Origin of the sequence: Polynucleobacter sp. UK-Mo-2m-Kol15 (assembly GCF_018881505.1) — a bacterium.
Taxonomy (GTDB): Bacteria; Pseudomonadota; Gammaproteobacteria; order Burkholderiales; family Burkholderiaceae; genus Polynucleobacter.
Map to the genome: position 1 here is coordinate 180,272 of NZ_JACVQC010000001.1, position 17,893 is coordinate 198,164.

Genomic DNA, 17,893 nt, shown 5'->3' on the forward strand with positions numbered 1-17,893 from the left:
GTCCACCCTTAGCGAGAGCGAATCATTGTTCCAAAAGCCTGCTCTGTCAGAATTTCCAGTAACAAAGAGTGCTCGATTCGTCCGTCGATGATATGAACTGAATTTACACCACTCTTGGCCGCATCTAATGCAGAAGAAATCTTCGGCAACATACCGCCAGAAATCGTGCCATCAGCAAAAAGGCCGTCAATCTCACGTGCGGTAAGGTCTGTTAGGAGTGTGCCATTTTTATCCATCACACCAGGAATATTAGTCATCATGACCAGTTTCTCAGCATGCAAGATTTCCGCCATCTTGCCAGCTACCAGGTCAGCATTGATGTTGTATGCCTGACCTTCCTCGCTAAACCCAATCGGGGAAATCACTGGAATAAAGGCATCATCTTGCAATGCTTTTACAACCGCTGGATTAATTGCTTCGATCTCACCAACAAAACCTAAATCAATGGTTCCACCAGCATTCATTTCATCGTTAACGAACATCTTTTTTGCGCGAATTAAGCCGCCGTCTTTGCCGGTCAAGCCAACTGCCTGCCCACCAAAATGGTTGATCAACATCACGATATCTTGCTGCACCTCGCCTCCGAGAACCCACTCCACCACTTCCATGGTTTCTTCATCGGTTACGCGCATGCCTTGAATAAAGGTGCCGGTCTTGCCAATCTTCTTAAGTGCCTCATCAATTTGCGGCCCACCACCATGCACTACAACTGGATTCATACCAACTAACTTAAGCAAAATCACATCGCGTGCAAAACTTTCCTTAAGGCGCTCCTCTACCATCGCATTTCCACCGTACTTAATGACAATGGTCTTGCCGTGATATGCGCGAATGTAAGGTAATGCCTCAGCCAAAATCTCCGCCTTAAGTAAAGGAGAGATTTCGCTAATAGTTGGGGATTGCTTAGTCATCACTACTTTTATATTCGATCTAGTAAATTAATCGCCAAACAACTTTTGACGAAGCTCACGACGCTCTTGCGCCTCGAGAGAAAGGTTAGCTGTTGGTCGTGCAATCAAGCGGTTTAGGCCGATTGGCTCCCCAGTCTCTTCACACCAACCGTAGTCACCAGACTCAATACGAGCTAAAGCCTGCTCTACTTTTTTCAATAGCTTGCGCTCACGATCACGTGTTCGCAATTCTAGAGCATGCTCTTCTTCGATCGTTGCACGGTCCGCAGGATCAGGAACCAAAATATTTTCACGTAAATGCTCTGTAGTCTCAGAAGCATTTTTCAAAATATCGTCTTTTAAGGTTAAAAGCTTTTGACGGAAAAAATCTAGCTGAGCCGCACTCATATAGTCCTTTTCGGACATCTTGAGCAATTCAACCTCTGTTAAGGGGGCACCTTTTACAGCCTTTGCGCTTGCAGTCTTAGCAGGTGCTTTTGCTGTTGCTGAAGATTTCGTTGGTGTTTTTACCGTCATTTCATTCTTTCCATGGATCTAAACCATTATTGCTTCATTCTGCCAAAGTTTTATTACGCTTTTGCCAATATTTATCAATATTGACTGTGGCGCAGGATTGTACTTTATATTTTCCTAGACCAAACAGCCCTCAAGGCCAGCCAGCAGGGTGTCCTTAGGCAAATCTATCCCTATAAAGACCATGCGGGTTTGCTTGGGCTCTGCCCCCCATAATCCAGCCATATCGCTGCCCATCATCTGGTGGACGCCCTGGAACACAACTTTTCGGTTGCTACCCTTCACATAGAGAACGCCTTTATAGCGCAACATCTTCTCCCCAAAGACCTCCAAAATACCTCCCAGAAAGTCCTCTAATTTTTTATGATCAAAGGGTTTATCACTACGAAAAACGAAGGATTGGATGCGGTCTGTATGGCCCGAATGGTCATGGTGATCGTGGCTATGGTCATGACCGCAGGTGCTGTGATCATGGTGATCGTGACTATGATCATGACCGCAAGTAGCATGGTCATGATCTTCTTGGCCTAAAAAGTGCGGATCTATGTCGAGCTTGGCATTCAAATTGAAGCCTTTGAGATCCAAAACGGCATCCAAAGGAACTACGCCTTTAGAAATACCCTGAATCGGCGCACGAGGATTCATATGCATCAAACGATTACGAAGCGCATCCACTTCGGCAGGCGCCACCAAATCGGTCTTAGTAATGAAGATTTGGTCGGCGAAGCCTACCTGACGCTGTGCCTCTTCATGCTCAGTCAATTGTTGTGGACCATGCTTGGCATCCACAAGCGTAACCACCGCATCCAATACATAGTGGTCCGCAACATCATCATCCATAAAGAATGTTTGTGCGACTGGGCCTGGGTTAGCCACGCCAGTAGTCTCAATAACTACGCGATCAAAGCTAATCTTTTTATCTTTACGCTGCTCCCATAATGAATTGAGAGCCTCAACTAGGTCACCACGAATCGTGCAGCAAATACAGCCATTGCTCATTTGCACGATATTCTCTTGATTGTCTTGAACCAAGATGTCGTTATCGATATTCTCTTCGCCGAACTCATTTTCAATCACGGCGATTTTTTTGCCATGCTCTTCTGTGAGAATATGTTTGAGCAAAGTTGTTTTGCCGCTACCCAAAAAGCCTGTGAGAATTGTTACTGGAATTAAAGCCATCAGTGATCCTATCAAAATCTATTAATACATTCCGCAAGCGGGAAATCATCTATCTTAACGAGTTCCTCAGGCTTTGCCAGCCTTTGCGCGAGGATGGGCTTTATCGTATGCCTGCGCTAGGTGCTGAAAATCTAAGGAGGTATAAATCTGGGTACTGGCAATGCTGGCATGACCCAACATCTCCTGCACCGCCCTCAAATCCTGAGAAGACTGCAATACATGACTGGCAAAGCTATGACGCATCATATGTGGATGCACATGGGTTGGCAGGCCTGCCCGCATTGCCAAAGTCCGCAGGCGGGCCTGAACAGTCCTAGGAGACAAACGAGCGCCAGTAGCAGAGATAAATAAAGCCATCGATACATCTGCTTGCTCCAATAGATCCCTAGTCTCCCGCCAAAGTCTGAGGGATCGCATAGCTGGCTCACCAATGGGAACTGAGCGCCGTTTACCACCCTTACCCAAAACAGTCACTTCTGCAGCATCCCAGTCTAACCAACCAGCAGACTCATGCTGGCGATCTTTACTTTGCGTCACATCAATACCCAGCAGCTCTGATAAACGCAGCCCGGAGGAATACAGCAAATCAAGAATAGCGGCGTCACGCACCGTCTCTAGGTCTTTCTTTACATCAGCTTCTTTAAGGGCTTGATTGACCAAGGCAAGCGCCTGCTCAACTGAAAGCGCCTTAGGCAAAGACTTTAAACGCTTAGGGGCCTTTACATCATCAACGGGATTAGCCACTAGATTTGCAGTCACCCTGCCTGCCTGCGCATCACGACGCGCATCTTTCTCAGTCAGCCAGTCATACCAACCGCGCCAAGCAGACAGCGCCCTAGCAATAGTGCGAGAGGACTTACCTTTAGAATGCAAGCGACCAGCCCAGCGACGCACATGGGCATTAGTAACTTTTAACAACTCAATAGCATCATCTGTTGCTATTGCCTGCAGTTCACTAAGATCCATGCGGTAAGCTTTAAGCGTATGCGGTGAGAGCTGCCTCAATATATGCAGTTCGTGCAAATACTCTTGCATTAAAGGATGAAGATCAGCTAGCGCTTGGCTCATAAGCCTGGATGCGATCCAAAGCTGCAGCAGTGAGTTCGGCAATCTGACGCAAATAGAATGCGCCCATGTCTGCAGTAAAACGAGATTCATCTTTGCTAGCCAATAAGAGTACTGCCGGGGATTGCACTACTCCAATACTCCTGCCTATTGGCAAGCCAATAGCCACCATACTTTGCCATTCAGGATCAATGTGAACTTGAGTTGCCAACAAATCTACGCTAGCCGAAGTCAGCTCTTTGGCAGAACCACAGAGAGGGGTATCAATCCAAGGACCAAATGCTGAATTAGGTGCCAGGAGTTGCGCTGACTCAACCTCAAACACCTCCGCTAAACCTGTAGTCACAGCAGACTCAACATCTACCTTTGTATTAGCGCGCATCAACTGCAACAACCAGGCAACAAGACCCTGCTGAGTCTTGTCATTACGACTACCAAAATGCAACATCTCACTGAGACGTCGATTGAGCTCTTGGTTCTGAGTTCGCAACAAAGTCATCTGACGCTCTTGCAATGAAATTGCACGATCCTCATGCGGATGCTTTAAACGAATTTCATTTAAAAGATTAGCATAGCGCTCAAAGAAACCTGGGGTTGCACGCAGCCACTCTGCTACCAATTCTTCTTGTTCGGCTTGCTTCGGATCGATTGCGCTCATCAATGTCTTTCTTGTTTAATTTTTACTAGCTTAACTTTCTACGCAGCAGCTCATTCACTTGGCCTGGATTGGCTTTTCCTTGCGAGGCCTTCATAATCTGGCCAACTAAAGCATTAAATGCTTTTTCTTTACCAGAACGGAACTCTTCAACCGACTTCTCGTTAGCTGCCAATACCTTATCAATCATAGCCTCAAGCTCACCACTATCGCTAATCTGTTTTAAGCCTTTAGCATCAATCACCTGATCAACGGTGCTAATGACTTTACCTGCAATAGCCTCCTCCCATAGAATCGCAAAAATATCTTTTGCAATCTTGTTGGAGATCGTGCCGTCTGCTACACGAGTTAATAGTGGAGCTAAATTTTCAGCTTTTAATGGCGCAGCTGCAGTAGCGATGCCAGCGCGGTTGAGCGATGAAGCAAACTCACCAGCAATCAGATTAGCAGCAGCCTTTGCCAAAGACTTACCAACAATCGCAAGTAGCTCCTCAAATATCTTGGCCGTATCGCGATCTTGCGTGAGCAATTGCGTATCGTAAGCACTCAAGCCGAATTCGCTCTGCCACTCTTGACGAAGCTGTGCTGGTAAGGCCGGCATTTTGCTGCGTACATCAGCAATCCATGCATCATCAATCACTACTGGCAACAAATCCGGATCTGGGAAATAGCGATAGTCATTTGCATCTTCTTTGCTGCGCATGCTACGAGTCTCTTGACGATCAGGATCATATAGGCGAGTTTCTTGAACGACTGTGCCACCATCTTCAATTAATTCAATCTGGCGACGTACTTCGTATTGAATCGCTTCTTCTAAAAAACGGAAGGAATTTAAGTTCTTAATTTCGCAACGGGTGCCAAATTCTTTTTGGCCTTCAGGTCGGACAGATACGTTGGCATCACAACGGAAAGAACCTTCTTGCATATTGCCATCACACACCCCAAGCCAAACAACCAGGGTATGAAGCGCTTTTGCATACGCAACTGCCTCAGCCGCACTTCGCATGACTGGCTCAGTCACAATCTCCAATAATGGTGTGCCAGCACGATTCAGATCAATACCGCTAGACGCTTCGCCATGTGGGCCTAAGAAGCCCTCCTCATGAACCGACTTGCCTGCATCCTCTTCCATGTGGGCGCGTGTTAGCTCAACCACCTTCACTTGATCGCCAACCAGTATTTCTAAATAGCCGCCAACAACTACCGGGAGATCCATCTGGCTAATCTGGTAGCCCTTTGGTAAGTCTGGATAGAAGTAATTCTTGCGCGCAAAAATACTTGCTGGCGTAATCTTGGCATTGACCGCCAAACCAAAACGAATTGCATGTTCAACTGCTTGGCGATTGAGGACGGGCAAAACACCGGGCAAGGCTAAGTCAACTGCGCATGCCTGAGTATTGGGGCCAGCGCCAAAGCGCGTGCTGGCACCGCTAAAAATTTTTGATTGTGTTTGTAACTGCGCATGGGTCTCTAGACCAATTACGATTTCCCATTGCATCATGCCACCTCGCTTGCTTGACGCAAATGCCAGTCACTATTTTGCTGATATTGATGCGCCACTTGAAGTAAGCGTGCCTCAGAAAAATAATTGCCAATTAACTGCATACCGATAGGTAGCTTGCTTGAATTAAATCCGCAAGGAACACTCATGGCTGGCAGACCCGCTAAGTTAGTAGAAAGGGTGTATATATCCTCTAGATACATTTGCACTGGATCTTTTGATTTTTCACCTAAGCGCCATGCAACATCAGGAGCAACAGGCCCTAAGATCACATCACACTTTTCGAATACTGCTTGAAAGTCAGCAGCAATAATGCGGCGAATTTTTTGAGCCTGCAAATAATAAGCGTCGTAATAACCATGACAGAGCACATAGGTACCAACCAAGATGCGACGCTTCACTTCCGCACCAAACCCTTCTGTACGTGATTTCTTATACATGTCAGATAAATCACGATATTCATTTGCACGATGTCCGTAACGTACACCATCAAAGCGACTCAAATTACTTGAGGCTTCGGCTGGCGCTAAAACGTAATACACCGGAATGGATAGCTTGGTTTTTGGCAAACTCACTTCAAGTAACTCTGCGCCTAAATCTTGTAAAGCATTTGCAGCAGCATTGACTGCATTGGCTACCTCTGGCGCCAGACCCTCTGCAAAGAATTCTTTTGGCAAACCAACTCGCAATCCCTCAAGTGGTTTCACTGAATTAGAGCCACCCTCTTTCCAAGACTGCGTGAGATAACGGCCGTAATCCTCTCCAGAATCAGGTAGGGAGGTGGAGTCTCGTGGATCATGTGATGACATGGCTGTAAGCAATAAAGCGCAGTCCTCAGCCGTTTTACCCATAGGGCCTGCTTGATCTAATGATGAGGCATAAGCAATCATCCCGTAACGAGATACGCGCCCGTAGCTAGGTTTAATTCCAGTTAAGCCGCAAAAGGCGGCTGGCTGACGTATCGAGCCTCCAGTGTCTGTACCAGTCGCTATTGGTGCCAAACCTGCTGCTACCGCTGCTGCAGAGCCTCCAGAAGAACCACCCGCAACATATTCTGAATTCCAGGGGTTTAAGACAGGGCCATATGCTGAGTTTTCATTGGAGGAGCCCATTGCAAACTCATCCATATTGGTCTTACCAAGGCAAACCATGCCGGCACCATTAGGATTGAGTTCGTCCGGTATTCCGAGGTTAGAGACAACCGTAGCATCAAATGGGCTGAGGTAGCCTTCAAGCATTTTTGATGCGGCAGTCGACTTCCAGCCGCGCGTGACAAAGACATCTTTGTGGGCAACTGGAATACCGGTTAGCTTCCCAGCTTTTCCAGAGGCAATAATTTTATCTGCTTTAGAAGCTTGATCTAAACTTAAGTGAGCACTTACATCTAGATATGCATTCCAGTGCTTTCCGGCTTCGATACGATCTAGAAAGTACTTTGTCAGCTCGGCACTAGAGACCTCTTTAGCAGCCAATGCTTTTGCCATTAAAGCAATTGGTGTTTGGTGCCAACTCATTCGATCACCCGCGGGACTAAAAAGTAGCCATCTTGCACAGCAGGGGCAGATTGCATGTTTTCACTGCGATGGTCATCTTCAGTAACCAAATCAGTACGCAGGGGTTGAGCTAAATCACGCAAAAAGAGGATGGGGTGAGCTAAAGGAGCGAGGCCAGTGGTATCGACAGCCTGCATCTCCTCAACCAAGGCAAATACTGCCTGCAATTGGGGCAATACTGCCTCAGCTTCTGCCTGACTTAACTCAAGGCTGGAAAGGTGCGCAATGCGCTGAACATCATTAAGTTTCATGGGGCGCTAGAGTATCATTCCTATATATATTTTTTAACACTTACTTATTTTCCCACTACATCATGTTTGGTTTTTTCCGCAGCTACTTTTCTAACGACCTGGCCATCGACCTAGGTACCGCTAACACCTTAATTTATATGCGTGAACGGGGTATTGTGCTTGATGAACCGTCAGTTGTGGCAATTCGCACTGAAGGGGGCCCAAGTGGCAAAAAAACCATTTTAGCCGTCGGAAAAGAAGCAAAAGCGATGTTAGGGCGCGTTCCTGGGAATATTGAGGCCATTCGCCCAATGAAAGACGGCGTTATTGCCGATTTCACCATTACCGAGCAAATGCTCAAGCAATTTATCAAAATGGTGCATGAGAGCAAGCTGCTAAAGCCAAGTCCACGCATCATTATTTGCGTTCCTTGTGGCTCCACGCAAGTTGAGCGCCGAGCCATTCGCGAATCTGCATTAGGCGCAGGCGCATCACAAGTATTTTTGATTGAAGAACCAATGGCTGCTGCAATTGGTGCAGGCCTGCCAGTTTCTGAAGCAGCTGGCTCGATGGTTGTTGACATCGGCGGCGGCACAACCGAAGTCGGCGTAATGTCATTAGGCGGCATGGTTTACAAAGGCTCTGTTCGTGTTGGCGGGGATAAGTTTGATGAAGCTATTACCAATTACATTCGTCGCAACTACGGCATGTTGATTGGCGAACAAACTGCTGAGTTAATTAAGAAAACTATCGGCTCTGCATTCCCAGGACAAGAAGTACGCGAAATGGAAGTAAAGGGTCGGAATCTTTCAGAAGGCATTCCACGTAGCTTTACTGTAACAAGCAATGAAGTTCTCGAAGCCTTGACTGATCCATTGAATCAAATCGTGACTGCAGTCAAAGCAGCCTTGGAACAAATCCCGCCTGAGCTTGCTTCTGACATCGCAGAACGCGGCATGATGTTGACCGGTGGTGGCGCGCTATTGCGTGACCTCGATCGCTTATTGCTTGAAGAAACTGGCCTTCCTATTCATGTTGCAGAAGACCCCCTCACTTGCGTCGCTCGTGGTTGCGGCATTGCTTTAGAGCGCATGGATAAGTTGGGCGGCGTGTTCTCTCAAGAGTAATTGACCTAAGCGTCGATTAGGGAATTGCAACATAGCGCTCCTCCTCTTTTCAGACAAGGCGTTCCGGCTTTAGTCAAACTGATTGTCTGTCTATCGATCAGCATCGCATTGATGTTGATCGATTTTCGCTTTAAAGCACTTGATCCGATTCGCAATAACGTAAATTGGTTATTACGTCCACTAGAGTATGTGATGATGATGCCGCGCAATGTATTTGAGGCTTCATCGGAATACCTCACTAGCCGCGGAACCCTAGATAAAGAAAATCAAGAAATGAAAGTGCGTCAAGCAGAACTTTCTTTGCTTGCCAATCAATCAGAATTTCTTCTCGTAGAAAATCAAAATCTACGCCAACTAATGGATTTACAAAAGCAAATTCCATTCAAAACATTACCGGTCGAAATTTTATTCAACCCACCTAACGCAATTTCTCAGCGGATCGTAATTAATCGCGGAAGCAATGATGGTCTCAAGATAGGCAATCCCATCGCAAATGACTCTGGCATCTTAGGTCAAGTTGTGCGCATCTATGATCACTCCGCAGAAGTGTCATTGCTAGAAGATCGGGACTTTGCAGTACCGGTACAAGTTGCCCGTAATGGCTTGCGAGCCGCTGTATTTGGGGCGGGGCGGGGTAACCCACTTGAGCTTCGCTACCTGCCAGTGGCCAGTGATTTAGAAGTAGGCGATGTATTAATTACCTCAGGCATCGATGGTGTTTACCCGCCCGGATTTGCAGTAGCTGTGATCAGCAGGATTGAACGCAATGCCGATAAAAACTCCTCAAACGTATTTTGTACACCAATGACACCTGTCAATCGCTACCGTCAGGCTTTAGCCCTACTTTACGATCCACAATGGGATGCCAAAGTATCTTCATCAACCAATAATCCTGGCGCGCCACTGACCAATACTCCAGGTCGCCGCCAAACTCGTTCGCGAGGGATGCAATGATTGATTTTCAAAGCGGCTACATTCTGCGTCCCGTAAGCCCGGTTTTCATCTACTTCAGCTTATTTTGTGCACTGCTGTTAAATCTTGTACCTATAGGTAATTACGGCTGGGTTCCTGACTGGCTCATTATTTGTATCGTGTTCTGGAATATTCATCAGCATCGCTACGTCGGCGTCATCACTGCATTTATTCTTGGCTTATTGATGGATGTCCATAACGCTGATTTGTTGGGCCTTCATGCATTTAGTTACTCATTGGTCGCTTACCTTGCCATCTCTTGGCATCGCCGGATTATCGCCTTAACGGTTCTAACGCAAGCCCTGCATCTTTTGCCAATCTTCTTGTTGGTGTCACTGTTTCCGGTGCTAGCGCATTGGCTATTGAGTGGTGAGATTTATTGGTGGGCTTTAACTGGCGGCATTCAAGCGCTGGTCGAGGCATTGTTATGGCCAATCGCAACACGCATCTTGCTATCACCCCAACGTCGCCCCATTGACGTTGATCACAATCGTCCAATTTAAAGAGCGGTATGGTTTCTTTTAAAAAACCAGACCTCGACTCGTTTCAAGAGCGCATCCATATTGCGACTATATTTGTCACCTTCTGCTTCTTGATATTAATTACCAGATTGGTGTGGCTGCAACTCGTGAGCCATGGAAAATACGCCCTGCAGGCAGAAAATAATCGCATTGCATTGGTACCCGCACCAGCTAACCGCGGCCTCCTTATAGACCGCAACGGCATTGTGATTGGCAGAAACTACTCTGCACTGACTCTAGATATCAATGCGGAGGAGGTTAAGGGCAATATTGATGAATTAATCGATGAGCTATCGAAAATTGTGCTGATTTCGCCAAGAGATCGCAGAAATTTCAAGCGATCCTTAGAAGATTCTCGAAAAATGGGCACCTTCCCGCTCAGATCGATGCTGACTGAGGCCGAAACAGCCCGTTTTATGGCAAATCGCTACAGATTTCCCGGGGTGGAGATCCGTGCACGCAGCTTTCGAGAGTATCCCTACAACGAGCTAGCCTCTCATTTAATTGGCTATATCGGACGTGTTTCTCAAAAAGATAAAGAGAAAATGCAGGCTGAAATTGAGAATTCCAAAGCGGATGATCCTGATGCGTTGCAGACTTCTTTTTTGCCGGGCATTCAATATGTGGGCAAGATTGGCTTAGAACAAAGTTATGAATCTGTTCTTCGTGGAGTACCAGGATATGACCAAGTAGAAATTACTGCGGGCGGTAAGCCGGTACGAACACTCTCAAGCTCACCCTCAATACCTGGAAAAAATGTAGTGTTGTCGGTTGATATCAAACTGCAATACTTAGTTGAGCAGCTGTACGGAAAGTTTCGTGGCGCATTCGTAGCAATTGAGCCGGAGACTGGAGATATCTTGGCATTTGTATCCAAGCCCAACTTTAATCCCAATGACTTTGTTGAAGGTATTGATTCAGTTACCTGGAAAGAGTTGAATGAGTCCCCACAAAAGCCGCTCTACAACCGCCCACTAAAAGGAATTTATCCACCAGGATCAACATACAAACCATTTATGGCGCTAGCAGCTTTAGAAACTAAAAAACGTACGCCATCACAGTCGATTTCAGATCCAGGTTACTTTGAATTTGGCAATCATACCTTCCGCGATGATAAAAAAGGTGGGCATGGCATTGTTGATATGCAAAAGTCTATCGTTGAATCTTGCGATACCTACTACTACTTGCTAGCACGCGACATGGGCGTGAATATGATGCATGACTTCATGAAGCCATTTGGTTTTGGTCAAATTACTGGCATTGATTTGCAAGGCGAATCTAGAGGCGTACTCCCATCAACTGAATGGAAAAAAAATACTTTCAAAAAACCAGAGCAGCAAAAATGGTATGAAGGCGAAACTATTTCACTTGGCATTGGTCAAGGCTATAACGCATTCACTATTTTGCAACTAGCTCATGCCATGGCAAACTTGGCAAATAACGGTATTGTGATGAAGCCACACTTGGTAAAGGCAATTGAAGATCCATTTACAAGAAATCGCACTCTGACTACACCCAAAGAAAGTTATCGCATTGATCTCGTTCCTGAAAATATCGAGATCATTAAGAAGGCAATGGTTGAGGTTAACAATTCTGGAACTTCAGCTTCTGTTTTCAAAGGCACAGCTTATCAAGTTGGCGGCAAGACTGGAACAGCGCAAGTATTTAGTTTAAATTCTAAAGAATATAACCATGGAGCTACAGCCGAATTTTTACGTGACCATGCTTTATATGTTGCCTTTGCTCCCGCAGATAAACCAACCATCGTGATTGCAATGGTAGTTGAGAACGCTGGGTTCGGAGCACAACATGCTGCACCAATTGCACGTAAAGCACTAGATTTTTATATTGAGGGCAAGTGGCCAAAGGAGATTCCAGAATGGAAAAGAGCGCCATAAGCAAAGCAAAAAAAATATTTCTAAGTATTTTTAGTGGGCTTGATCGCCAGTTAGGCCTTATTCTGCTTGGTTTAGCGGGTATTGGATTTTTTATATTTTTATCAGCAGGTCAAAATACACCCGTTCGTTTTGGAGATGAGCTACGAAACCTAGCTCTTTCATTTGCAGTCATGTGGATCGTTTCTCGTATTCCACCTAAATGGTTAGAGATGGCTGCAGTATGGGTTTATGGGATTGGAGTTGCGCTGCTTATCGCAGTTGCCGTATTTGGCTTAATTAAAAAAGGTGCCAGACGATGGCTCAATATTGGCTTTGTAATCCAACCTTCAGAGCTCATGAAAATTGCAATGCCACTAATGCTGGCTTGGTATTTTCAAAAGCGCGAAGGTATCCAAAAATCTTGGGATTATGGAGTGGCGGCAATCATTCTTGGTATCCCCGTACTACTGATTGCGCGCCAGCCGGATTTGGGGACCTCCCTATTGGTTTTTGCCGCAGGCATGTACGTCATCATTCTTGCAGGACTACCGTGGAAATGGATCTTGCCTTTCATAGGAATCGGCGCTGTCGGAATTATTCTCATTGTGATTTTTGGCAATACTATTTGCGCGCATGATGTTGTGTGGCCATTTGTCCATAACTACCAAAAATATCGAGTCTGTACTTTACTCGACCCCACTAGCGATCCTCTCGGAAAAGGTTTTCATACAATTCAATCCATGATTGCAATTGGCTCTGGTGGATTTTTTGGGAAGGGCTGGTTTCAGGGAACACAATCCCACCTTGAATTTATTCCAGAAAAACATACCGACTTTGTCTTTGCTGTTTTCTCTGAAGAATTTGGCTTGCTGGGTAATTTAATCTTATTAGCACTTTTCTATGCCTTGATTAAAAGGGGGCTTGCAATCTCTGCTAGCGCGCCCAATCTATTCACGCGCCTACTTGGTGCTTCAGTTACGCTGATTTTCTTTACCTATGCCTTTGTCAATATTGGCATGGTCAGTGGCTTACTACCTGTTGTAGGAGTTCCATTGCCATTCATCAGCTATGGAGGAACTGCTCTAGTCACCTTAGGATTTGGTGCTGGCATATTGATGAGCATTCACCGTCATCGACGTCTAGTACAGAGCTAAAAGTCAGGCAAAGGATAGACACAAGGGATTGCGTTATCGCCAGAAACAAAAAAGCCCGGCATGCCGGGCTTTTTCATCAACAAAGTAAGAATTACTTCTTACGCTTGTTAACTGAATCTTTAAATGCTTTACCAGCAGAAAACTTAACAGTTTTAGCAGCCGCGATTTTGAGTGGCTCGCCAGTTTTTGGGTTACGGCCCATACGTGCAGCGCGCTTACCAGAAGCAAAAGTACCGAAACCGATCAGTTGTACTGAGTCGCCTTTAGTAACAGCCTTAATAATTTGCTCAATAGCAGAATTTAATGCAAATTCAGCTTTGGCTTTTGAGATCTCAGCGTCGTCAGCAATCGCTGCGATTAGTTCTGCTTTGTTCAAGTGAAGCTCCTTATATTTTGATGTCAGCGCACCTTGCGCTTACATGATTTTAACCACAAAAAATTACAAAAATAAAGCTGCGTCACAGCAATTTTTTTTATTGCCTCTTTTTTACTCTTCTATAACTGTCACGTCCGATACAAAATACTCAGTATCCCCAAAACAGCTAGTAGGCAATCCAATATGCTGATCATATTTAAGGGCAACTTTTTTACCCAAATTGGCATTAATTTTTTGCGCTACAGCATCTTCACGCACTGTAAAAAGGAATTTTTCTGACATAGTTCCCGGCATCGAGACCATAGCCAATTCACCTTCCCAAGTTTTGCATACATAGCCTCGATTGGAGAATTTCTGGACGTAACCTGCGCGCTCACCACTGCCATAGCTCCAATTAAGCATAATCCAAGTATAGGCTGCTAAACCTACCAAGCCAATCAATATAAGGCTTAAAAGCCACTTTACGAATCCATTCATGTGATTTTCCTTAACAAATCATCCTTGCAGCCCTAAATGGGTGCATTCACCACAACCCCTTATGACCCTAACTAACATTTGAGCATATCCATTACTAAAATAGGTATGAAATAGCGCTCCATCTAAATTAAAATACTAGTATTAACGCTAACTGGTAATCCCCATGGAACTTCGGCACGCTATTTTTCTGATCTTTGTTACCTCTGCAATTTATGTCTACTTTAGGGGCAAAGTACGATTTGGCTTAGTGCGCTCACTAACAGACTACCAAGTGCTTTTGGCGCCAATCAATAGCCTTCTTTACTTATTCTCAAAAACTAAGGCCGGGGCATTTATTCCGGTCGCCGAATTTCCGGAAATGAAACCCATTCAAGATAATTGGGAAATCATCCGCGATGAAGCGCTCGCCTTAAATGCAGATGGCGCCATTGCAGCCGCTACCGGATACAACGATATTGGGTTTAATTCTTTTTTTAGAACGGGCTGGAAGCGCTTTCACCTCTATTGGTATGGCAAAGAAATACCATCTGCACAACTTCTGTGCCCCAAAACCGTTGCCCTCCTCAAATCAATCCCTACCATCAAGGCGGCTGTGTTTGCCTCACTACCCCCCGGAGCAACGCTGGTAAGGCACCGAGACCCCTATGCAGGCTCATTGAGATATCACATTGGCCTATTCACTCCAAACGACCCTAAATGCTTTATCGATGTGGATGGAGAGCGCTATTTCTGGAAAGATGGCGAGTCGGTAATATTTGATGAGACCTACATTCACTACGCCGGAAATGAAACAGATCACCAGCGTATCGTCTTATTTTGCGATGTGGAGCGACCCGTTCATACCAAATTGATGCAATTATTGAACCGCTGGTTTGGGCGCTATGTCATGAGCGCCACCTCTTCCCAGAATGTTGAGGGGGAGAAAGTGGGATTTGTAAACATTCTCTTTAAGTACTTTTATCACCTCCGGGCACAGGCAAAGAAACTCAAAGCTAAACATCGTCGTACTTACTACATCGGAAAATGGGTTCTGATTTTGGGAATTCTGTGGGCAATATTTTGGTAAGCCCTAAGGACTGAGCGCCTCAGTAATTTGTTCTGGAGTAATCGAACCCCAAATTTCAACACGCTTAACCCGGCTACTTTGCCCTGATAAAAGCTGAATTTGTTTTTGCGGCACCCGCAATCGCTTAGATAGCCAAGACAGGAGCATCTCGTTCGCTTTATTTTCGAGTGCAGGGGCTTGTAGAGAGATCTTAAGACAGCCATCGTGTAGCCCAACCACTTTGGTAAGCCTTGCTCCTGGCTGGCAATGTAAATTAAGAACAATCCCAGTGGGGGTTTGTTTTAACCAAATGGGCATTATTAAAGTACTTTAAACTCAAAGCATGATTATGAAGAATTCCAACGCCTTAGACCAGCTATTTAACAATAATCGCGAATGGGCGCAAGCGATGGTTGCCAAGGATGCTAATTTTTTTAAGCGTCTAGTTTCTCAACAAGCCCCAGAATATCTATGGATTGGCTGCTCAGACAGTCGTGTACCTGCAAACGACATTGTCAACCTACTTCCAGGCGAGCTTTTTGTACACCGTAATGTTGCAAACGTTGTGGTTCACACTGATTTGAATTGCTTATCCGTGATTCAATTTGCGATTGATCTATTAAAGGTCAAACACATTTTGGTAGTTGGCCACTATGGTTGCTCTGGTGTGCATGCCGCACTTACCGATAAACGTGTTGGACTTGCTGACAATTGGTTACGTCATGTAAAGGATGTGCATCAAAAACATGAACGCTATCTCGGTGAAGTCATCCCCAGCCCAAAACGTCAAGATCGCCTATGCGAACTCAATGTCATCGAGCAAGTAGTTAACGTATGCGAGACGACCATTGTTCAGGATGCATGGGCAAGAGGGCAAGACCTTACAGTACATGGGTGGGCTTATCGACTCGAGACTGGCCTAGTAAATGATTTAGGTATGTCTATCAGCTCTAGCGAAGAAATGCCTGTGCGATACGCTAAATCCTTATCTCGCTACAGCGCCGAATAAATTCAGTTTTGTTTAACAAATTATTAAACTATTCTGGGGTAGCGCTTCTTAAACTTCTAGCATCGCTTCCATATAACGTTCTAGTCACCACTGGTTATGGTTTAGGTATTCTTGCTGCTCACATACCCAGCTCCCGAAATCGTGTCGTTCAAAAAAATCTAGAGCTCTGCTTCCCTGAATTGAGCCCGCAGGAAATCAACCAACTCAGAAAAGATCATTGGCGCTTACTAGGTCGTAGCTTGGTTGAAAAAAGCATCATTTGGCTTGGCAGCAAAAAACAGCTTGCCGATATGATTGAAGTTCGTTCCGAGGTTGACTTAAATGACAGGCAGCCACGAATCTTAGTAAACATGCATTTTATTGGCATTGAAGGTAGCATTATCTTGAGTGCACTTGCTCAAGAAAAAGGCTGGCCGCGTACCTCTGGCTTTTTCCAAAGAATGAAAAGCCCCTTCTTCAATAAAAAAATTATTGAATGGCGCAATCGCTTTGGTGGGAACTCAATTGACCGGCAAGGAAACTCTCTTGAGCTTATTCGAGAAATTCGTAAGGGCAGCTTCATCATCATTGCTCCCGATATTGATTTGGGACTGAAGGATTCAACTTTTGCGCCCTTCTTTAATATTCAAACCAATACAATTACAGCCGTATCGCGTCTTGCCAAAATCACTGGGGCTGAGGTCTGCATGATGATCACGACCCTCAAAAAAAATGAGGCTGGCTATATTTGCAATGTTAGCAAGCCACTAGAGAATTTTCCGACCGAAAATCCAGAGGCTGATACCGCTAGGCTAAATCAAATTTTTGAAAAAGAAATAAGCTTGAGACCCGCCGAATACTATTGGGTTCATAAGCGCTTTAAAAACAGGCCGCCTAATGAGGCGAGCCCCTATTAGCAGAAAACCTAGTCTTTGCTTAGGCAATTGTCAGATAATGTCAGCATGGAAGAAAAAATTCGTGTATCTAAGCTGCTCTCTGAGCTAGGCCTATGCTCCCGACGCGAGGCAGACTCATATATTGAGCAAGGCTTAGTCACCGTTGATGGCGAAGTGGTCAATGAATTGGGCTCTCGGGCTTTTCGCCATCAGAAGATTGAGCTTCAGTCTGGCGCCAAAGCGCAGCAAGCATCACGAATTACCGTCATTCTCAACAAGCCAGTTGGGTTCATCTCTCACTATGATGACGAGCAAGAATATCAACCTGCTGCCTCGCTCATTACTCCAGATAATTACTTTGCTAGCCCTCTTGATAAGGGGCGTAACCCACGCTTTAATACCCGCGGCCTAGCGCCTGCTGGTCGCCTTGACATTGACTCCACAGGCATGTTGGTGCTGACTCAGGACGGTCGTATTGCGAAGCTACTGATTGGTGAAAACAGCCCAATTGAAAAAGAGTATTTGGTTCGAGTTGAGGGCGCACTCTCTTTTGACAATTTAGACCGGCTCAAACATGGCCTGGAATTGGACGGCGTTGTTTTAAAACCTGCCCAAGTTAGCTGGCAGAACGAAGATCAGCTTCGCTTTGTTCTGAGAGAGGGTCGCAAGCGTCAAATTCGTCGTATGTGCGAAATGGTTGGACTAAGAGTTTTAGGTCTTAAGCGCGTTCGCATGGGTAGGATTTCTCTAGGCGCCCTTCCTCCGGGGAAATGGCGCTTTGTAAGGCCTGAAGAGCAATTCTAAGAGCCGCACCCGCTTATAATCTGTCAATTAGATTAAGCGCAGAATTACC

Annotated in this window: 20 protein-coding genes; 9 read left to right on the top strand and 11 right to left on the bottom strand. The window is 45.6% G+C overall.

Features of this window, described 5'->3' with window-relative positions:
• Positions 1–8: 8 nt before the first annotated feature.
• From argB to gatC, 8 genes are all read right to left on the bottom strand, one after another.
• A complete protein-coding gene (gene argB, locus ICN43_RS00945) occupies positions 9–911 on the bottom strand; it encodes an acetylglutamate kinase (protein ID WP_216196810.1) in 903 nt (300 codons plus the stop codon).
• A 27-nt stretch (positions 912–938) separates the two neighbouring features.
• On the bottom strand, positions 939–1,316 hold the full coding sequence (gene dksA, locus ICN43_RS00950; protein ID WP_216199797.1) for an RNA polymerase-binding protein DksA: 378 nt from the start codon (positions 1,314–1,316) through the stop codon (positions 939–941).
• 225 nt (positions 1,317–1,541) lie between these two features.
• Entirely contained in the window at positions 1,542–2,606 is a 1,065-nt protein-coding gene (locus ICN43_RS00955; protein ID WP_216199799.1) for a GTP-binding protein, read from the bottom strand.
• 63 nt (positions 2,607–2,669) lie between these two features.
• Positions 2,670–3,671 carry a tyrosine recombinase XerC gene (locus ICN43_RS00960; RefSeq protein ID WP_216196811.1) on the bottom strand — a complete coding sequence of 334 codons (1,002 nt, stop codon included), beginning with the start codon at positions 3,669–3,671 and terminating at the stop codon, positions 2,670–2,672.
• Positions 3,652–4,326, bottom strand: a complete 675-nt coding sequence (locus ICN43_RS00965; protein WP_216196812.1) for a DUF484 family protein — start codon at positions 4,324–4,326, stop codon at positions 3,652–3,654. The genes ICN43_RS00960 and ICN43_RS00965 overlap by 20 nt, the downstream gene beginning before the upstream one ends.
• 25 nt (positions 4,327–4,351) lie before the next feature.
• Positions 4,352–5,824 (bottom strand): Asp-tRNA(Asn)/Glu-tRNA(Gln) amidotransferase subunit GatB, encoded by a 1,473-nt coding sequence (gene gatB / locus ICN43_RS00970; protein WP_216196813.1) that lies wholly within the window; start codon positions 5,822–5,824, stop codon positions 4,352–4,354.
• Positions 5,821–7,338: an Asp-tRNA(Asn)/Glu-tRNA(Gln) amidotransferase subunit GatA gene (gatA, locus tag ICN43_RS00975; RefSeq protein WP_216196814.1), complete on the bottom strand. Its 1,518-nt coding sequence runs from the start codon at positions 7,336–7,338 to the stop codon at positions 5,821–5,823. Before gatA ends, gatB begins: the two co-directional genes overlap by 4 nt.
• Complete coding sequence (gatC, locus tag ICN43_RS00980; RefSeq protein ID WP_216196815.1) at positions 7,335–7,628, bottom strand: Asp-tRNA(Asn)/Glu-tRNA(Gln) amidotransferase subunit GatC; 294 nt, start codon at positions 7,626–7,628, stop codon at positions 7,335–7,337. The genes gatA and gatC overlap by 4 nt, the downstream gene beginning before the upstream one ends.
• Before the next feature lie 62 nt (positions 7,629–7,690).
• Here gatC and ICN43_RS00985 point away from each other — a divergent pair, with 62 nt between their 5' ends.
• The 5 genes from ICN43_RS00985 to rodA are packed head-to-tail and all read left to right on the top strand — an operon-like array spanning position 7,691 to position 13,258.
• Positions 7,691–8,734 (top strand): rod shape-determining protein, encoded by a 1,044-nt coding sequence (locus tag ICN43_RS00985; RefSeq protein WP_216196816.1) that lies wholly within the window; start codon positions 7,691–7,693, stop codon positions 8,732–8,734.
• 24 nt (positions 8,735–8,758) lie between these two features.
• Positions 8,759–9,688, top strand: a complete 930-nt coding sequence (mreC, locus tag ICN43_RS00990) for a rod shape-determining protein MreC (RefSeq protein WP_216196817.1) — start codon at positions 8,759–8,761, stop codon at positions 9,686–9,688.
• Positions 9,685–10,209: a rod shape-determining protein MreD gene (mreD, locus tag ICN43_RS00995; RefSeq protein ID WP_216196818.1), complete on the top strand. Its 525-nt coding sequence runs from the start codon at positions 9,685–9,687 to the stop codon at positions 10,207–10,209. Before mreC ends, mreD begins: the two co-directional genes overlap by 4 nt.
• A gap of 8 nt (positions 10,210–10,217) precedes the next feature.
• Positions 10,218–12,125 (top strand): penicillin-binding protein 2, encoded by a 1,908-nt coding sequence (mrdA, locus tag ICN43_RS01000; protein ID WP_216196819.1) that lies wholly within the window; start codon positions 10,218–10,220, stop codon positions 12,123–12,125.
• Entirely contained in the window at positions 12,107–13,258 is a 1,152-nt protein-coding gene (gene rodA / locus ICN43_RS01005) for a rod shape-determining protein RodA (protein WP_216196820.1), read from the top strand. Before mrdA ends, rodA begins: the two co-directional genes overlap by 19 nt.
• A gap of 91 nt (positions 13,259–13,349) precedes the next feature.
• On the opposite strand, the gene ICN43_RS01010 is transcribed toward rodA, so the two are convergent.
• Positions 13,350–13,634 (bottom strand): HU family DNA-binding protein, encoded by a 285-nt coding sequence (locus tag ICN43_RS01010; RefSeq protein ID WP_015422181.1) that lies wholly within the window; start codon positions 13,632–13,634, stop codon positions 13,350–13,352.
• A 111-nt stretch (positions 13,635–13,745) separates the two neighbouring features.
• Positions 13,746–14,111, bottom strand: coding sequence for a hypothetical protein (locus tag ICN43_RS01015; RefSeq protein WP_216196821.1), 366 nt, complete (start codon positions 14,109–14,111; stop codon positions 13,746–13,748).
• 163 nt (positions 14,112–14,274) lie between these two features.
• Here ICN43_RS01015 and ICN43_RS01020 point away from each other — a divergent pair, with 163 nt between their 5' ends.
• A complete protein-coding gene (locus ICN43_RS01020) occupies positions 14,275–15,177 on the top strand; it encodes an aspartyl/asparaginyl beta-hydroxylase domain-containing protein (RefSeq protein WP_216196822.1) in 903 nt (300 codons plus the stop codon).
• A 3-nt stretch (positions 15,178–15,180) separates the two neighbouring features.
• Here the strand turns inward: ICN43_RS01020 and ICN43_RS01025 are convergent, their stop codons facing one another.
• Positions 15,181–15,474: a DUF167 domain-containing protein gene (locus ICN43_RS01025; protein ID WP_216196823.1), complete on the bottom strand. Its 294-nt coding sequence runs from the start codon at positions 15,472–15,474 to the stop codon at positions 15,181–15,183.
• 25 nt (positions 15,475–15,499) lie between these two features.
• On the opposite strand from ICN43_RS01025, the gene can reads away from it, so the two are divergent.
• Genes can through ICN43_RS01040 form a run of 3 tightly spaced genes read left to right on the top strand, consistent with a single transcriptional unit; the run spans position 15,500 to position 17,844 of the window.
• Entirely contained in the window at positions 15,500–16,165 is a 666-nt protein-coding gene (gene can / locus ICN43_RS01030) for a carbonate dehydratase (RefSeq protein WP_216196824.1), read from the top strand.
• 8 nt (positions 16,166–16,173) lie between these two features.
• Positions 16,174–17,061 carry a lipid A biosynthesis acyltransferase gene (locus ICN43_RS01035; protein ID WP_216196825.1) on the top strand — a complete coding sequence of 296 codons (888 nt, stop codon included), beginning with the start codon at positions 16,174–16,176 and terminating at the stop codon, positions 17,059–17,061.
• 45 nt (positions 17,062–17,106) lie between these two features.
• A complete protein-coding gene (locus ICN43_RS01040) occupies positions 17,107–17,844 on the top strand; it encodes a pseudouridine synthase (RefSeq protein WP_216199802.1) in 738 nt (245 codons plus the stop codon).
• Positions 17,845–17,893: the final 49 nt, after the last annotated feature.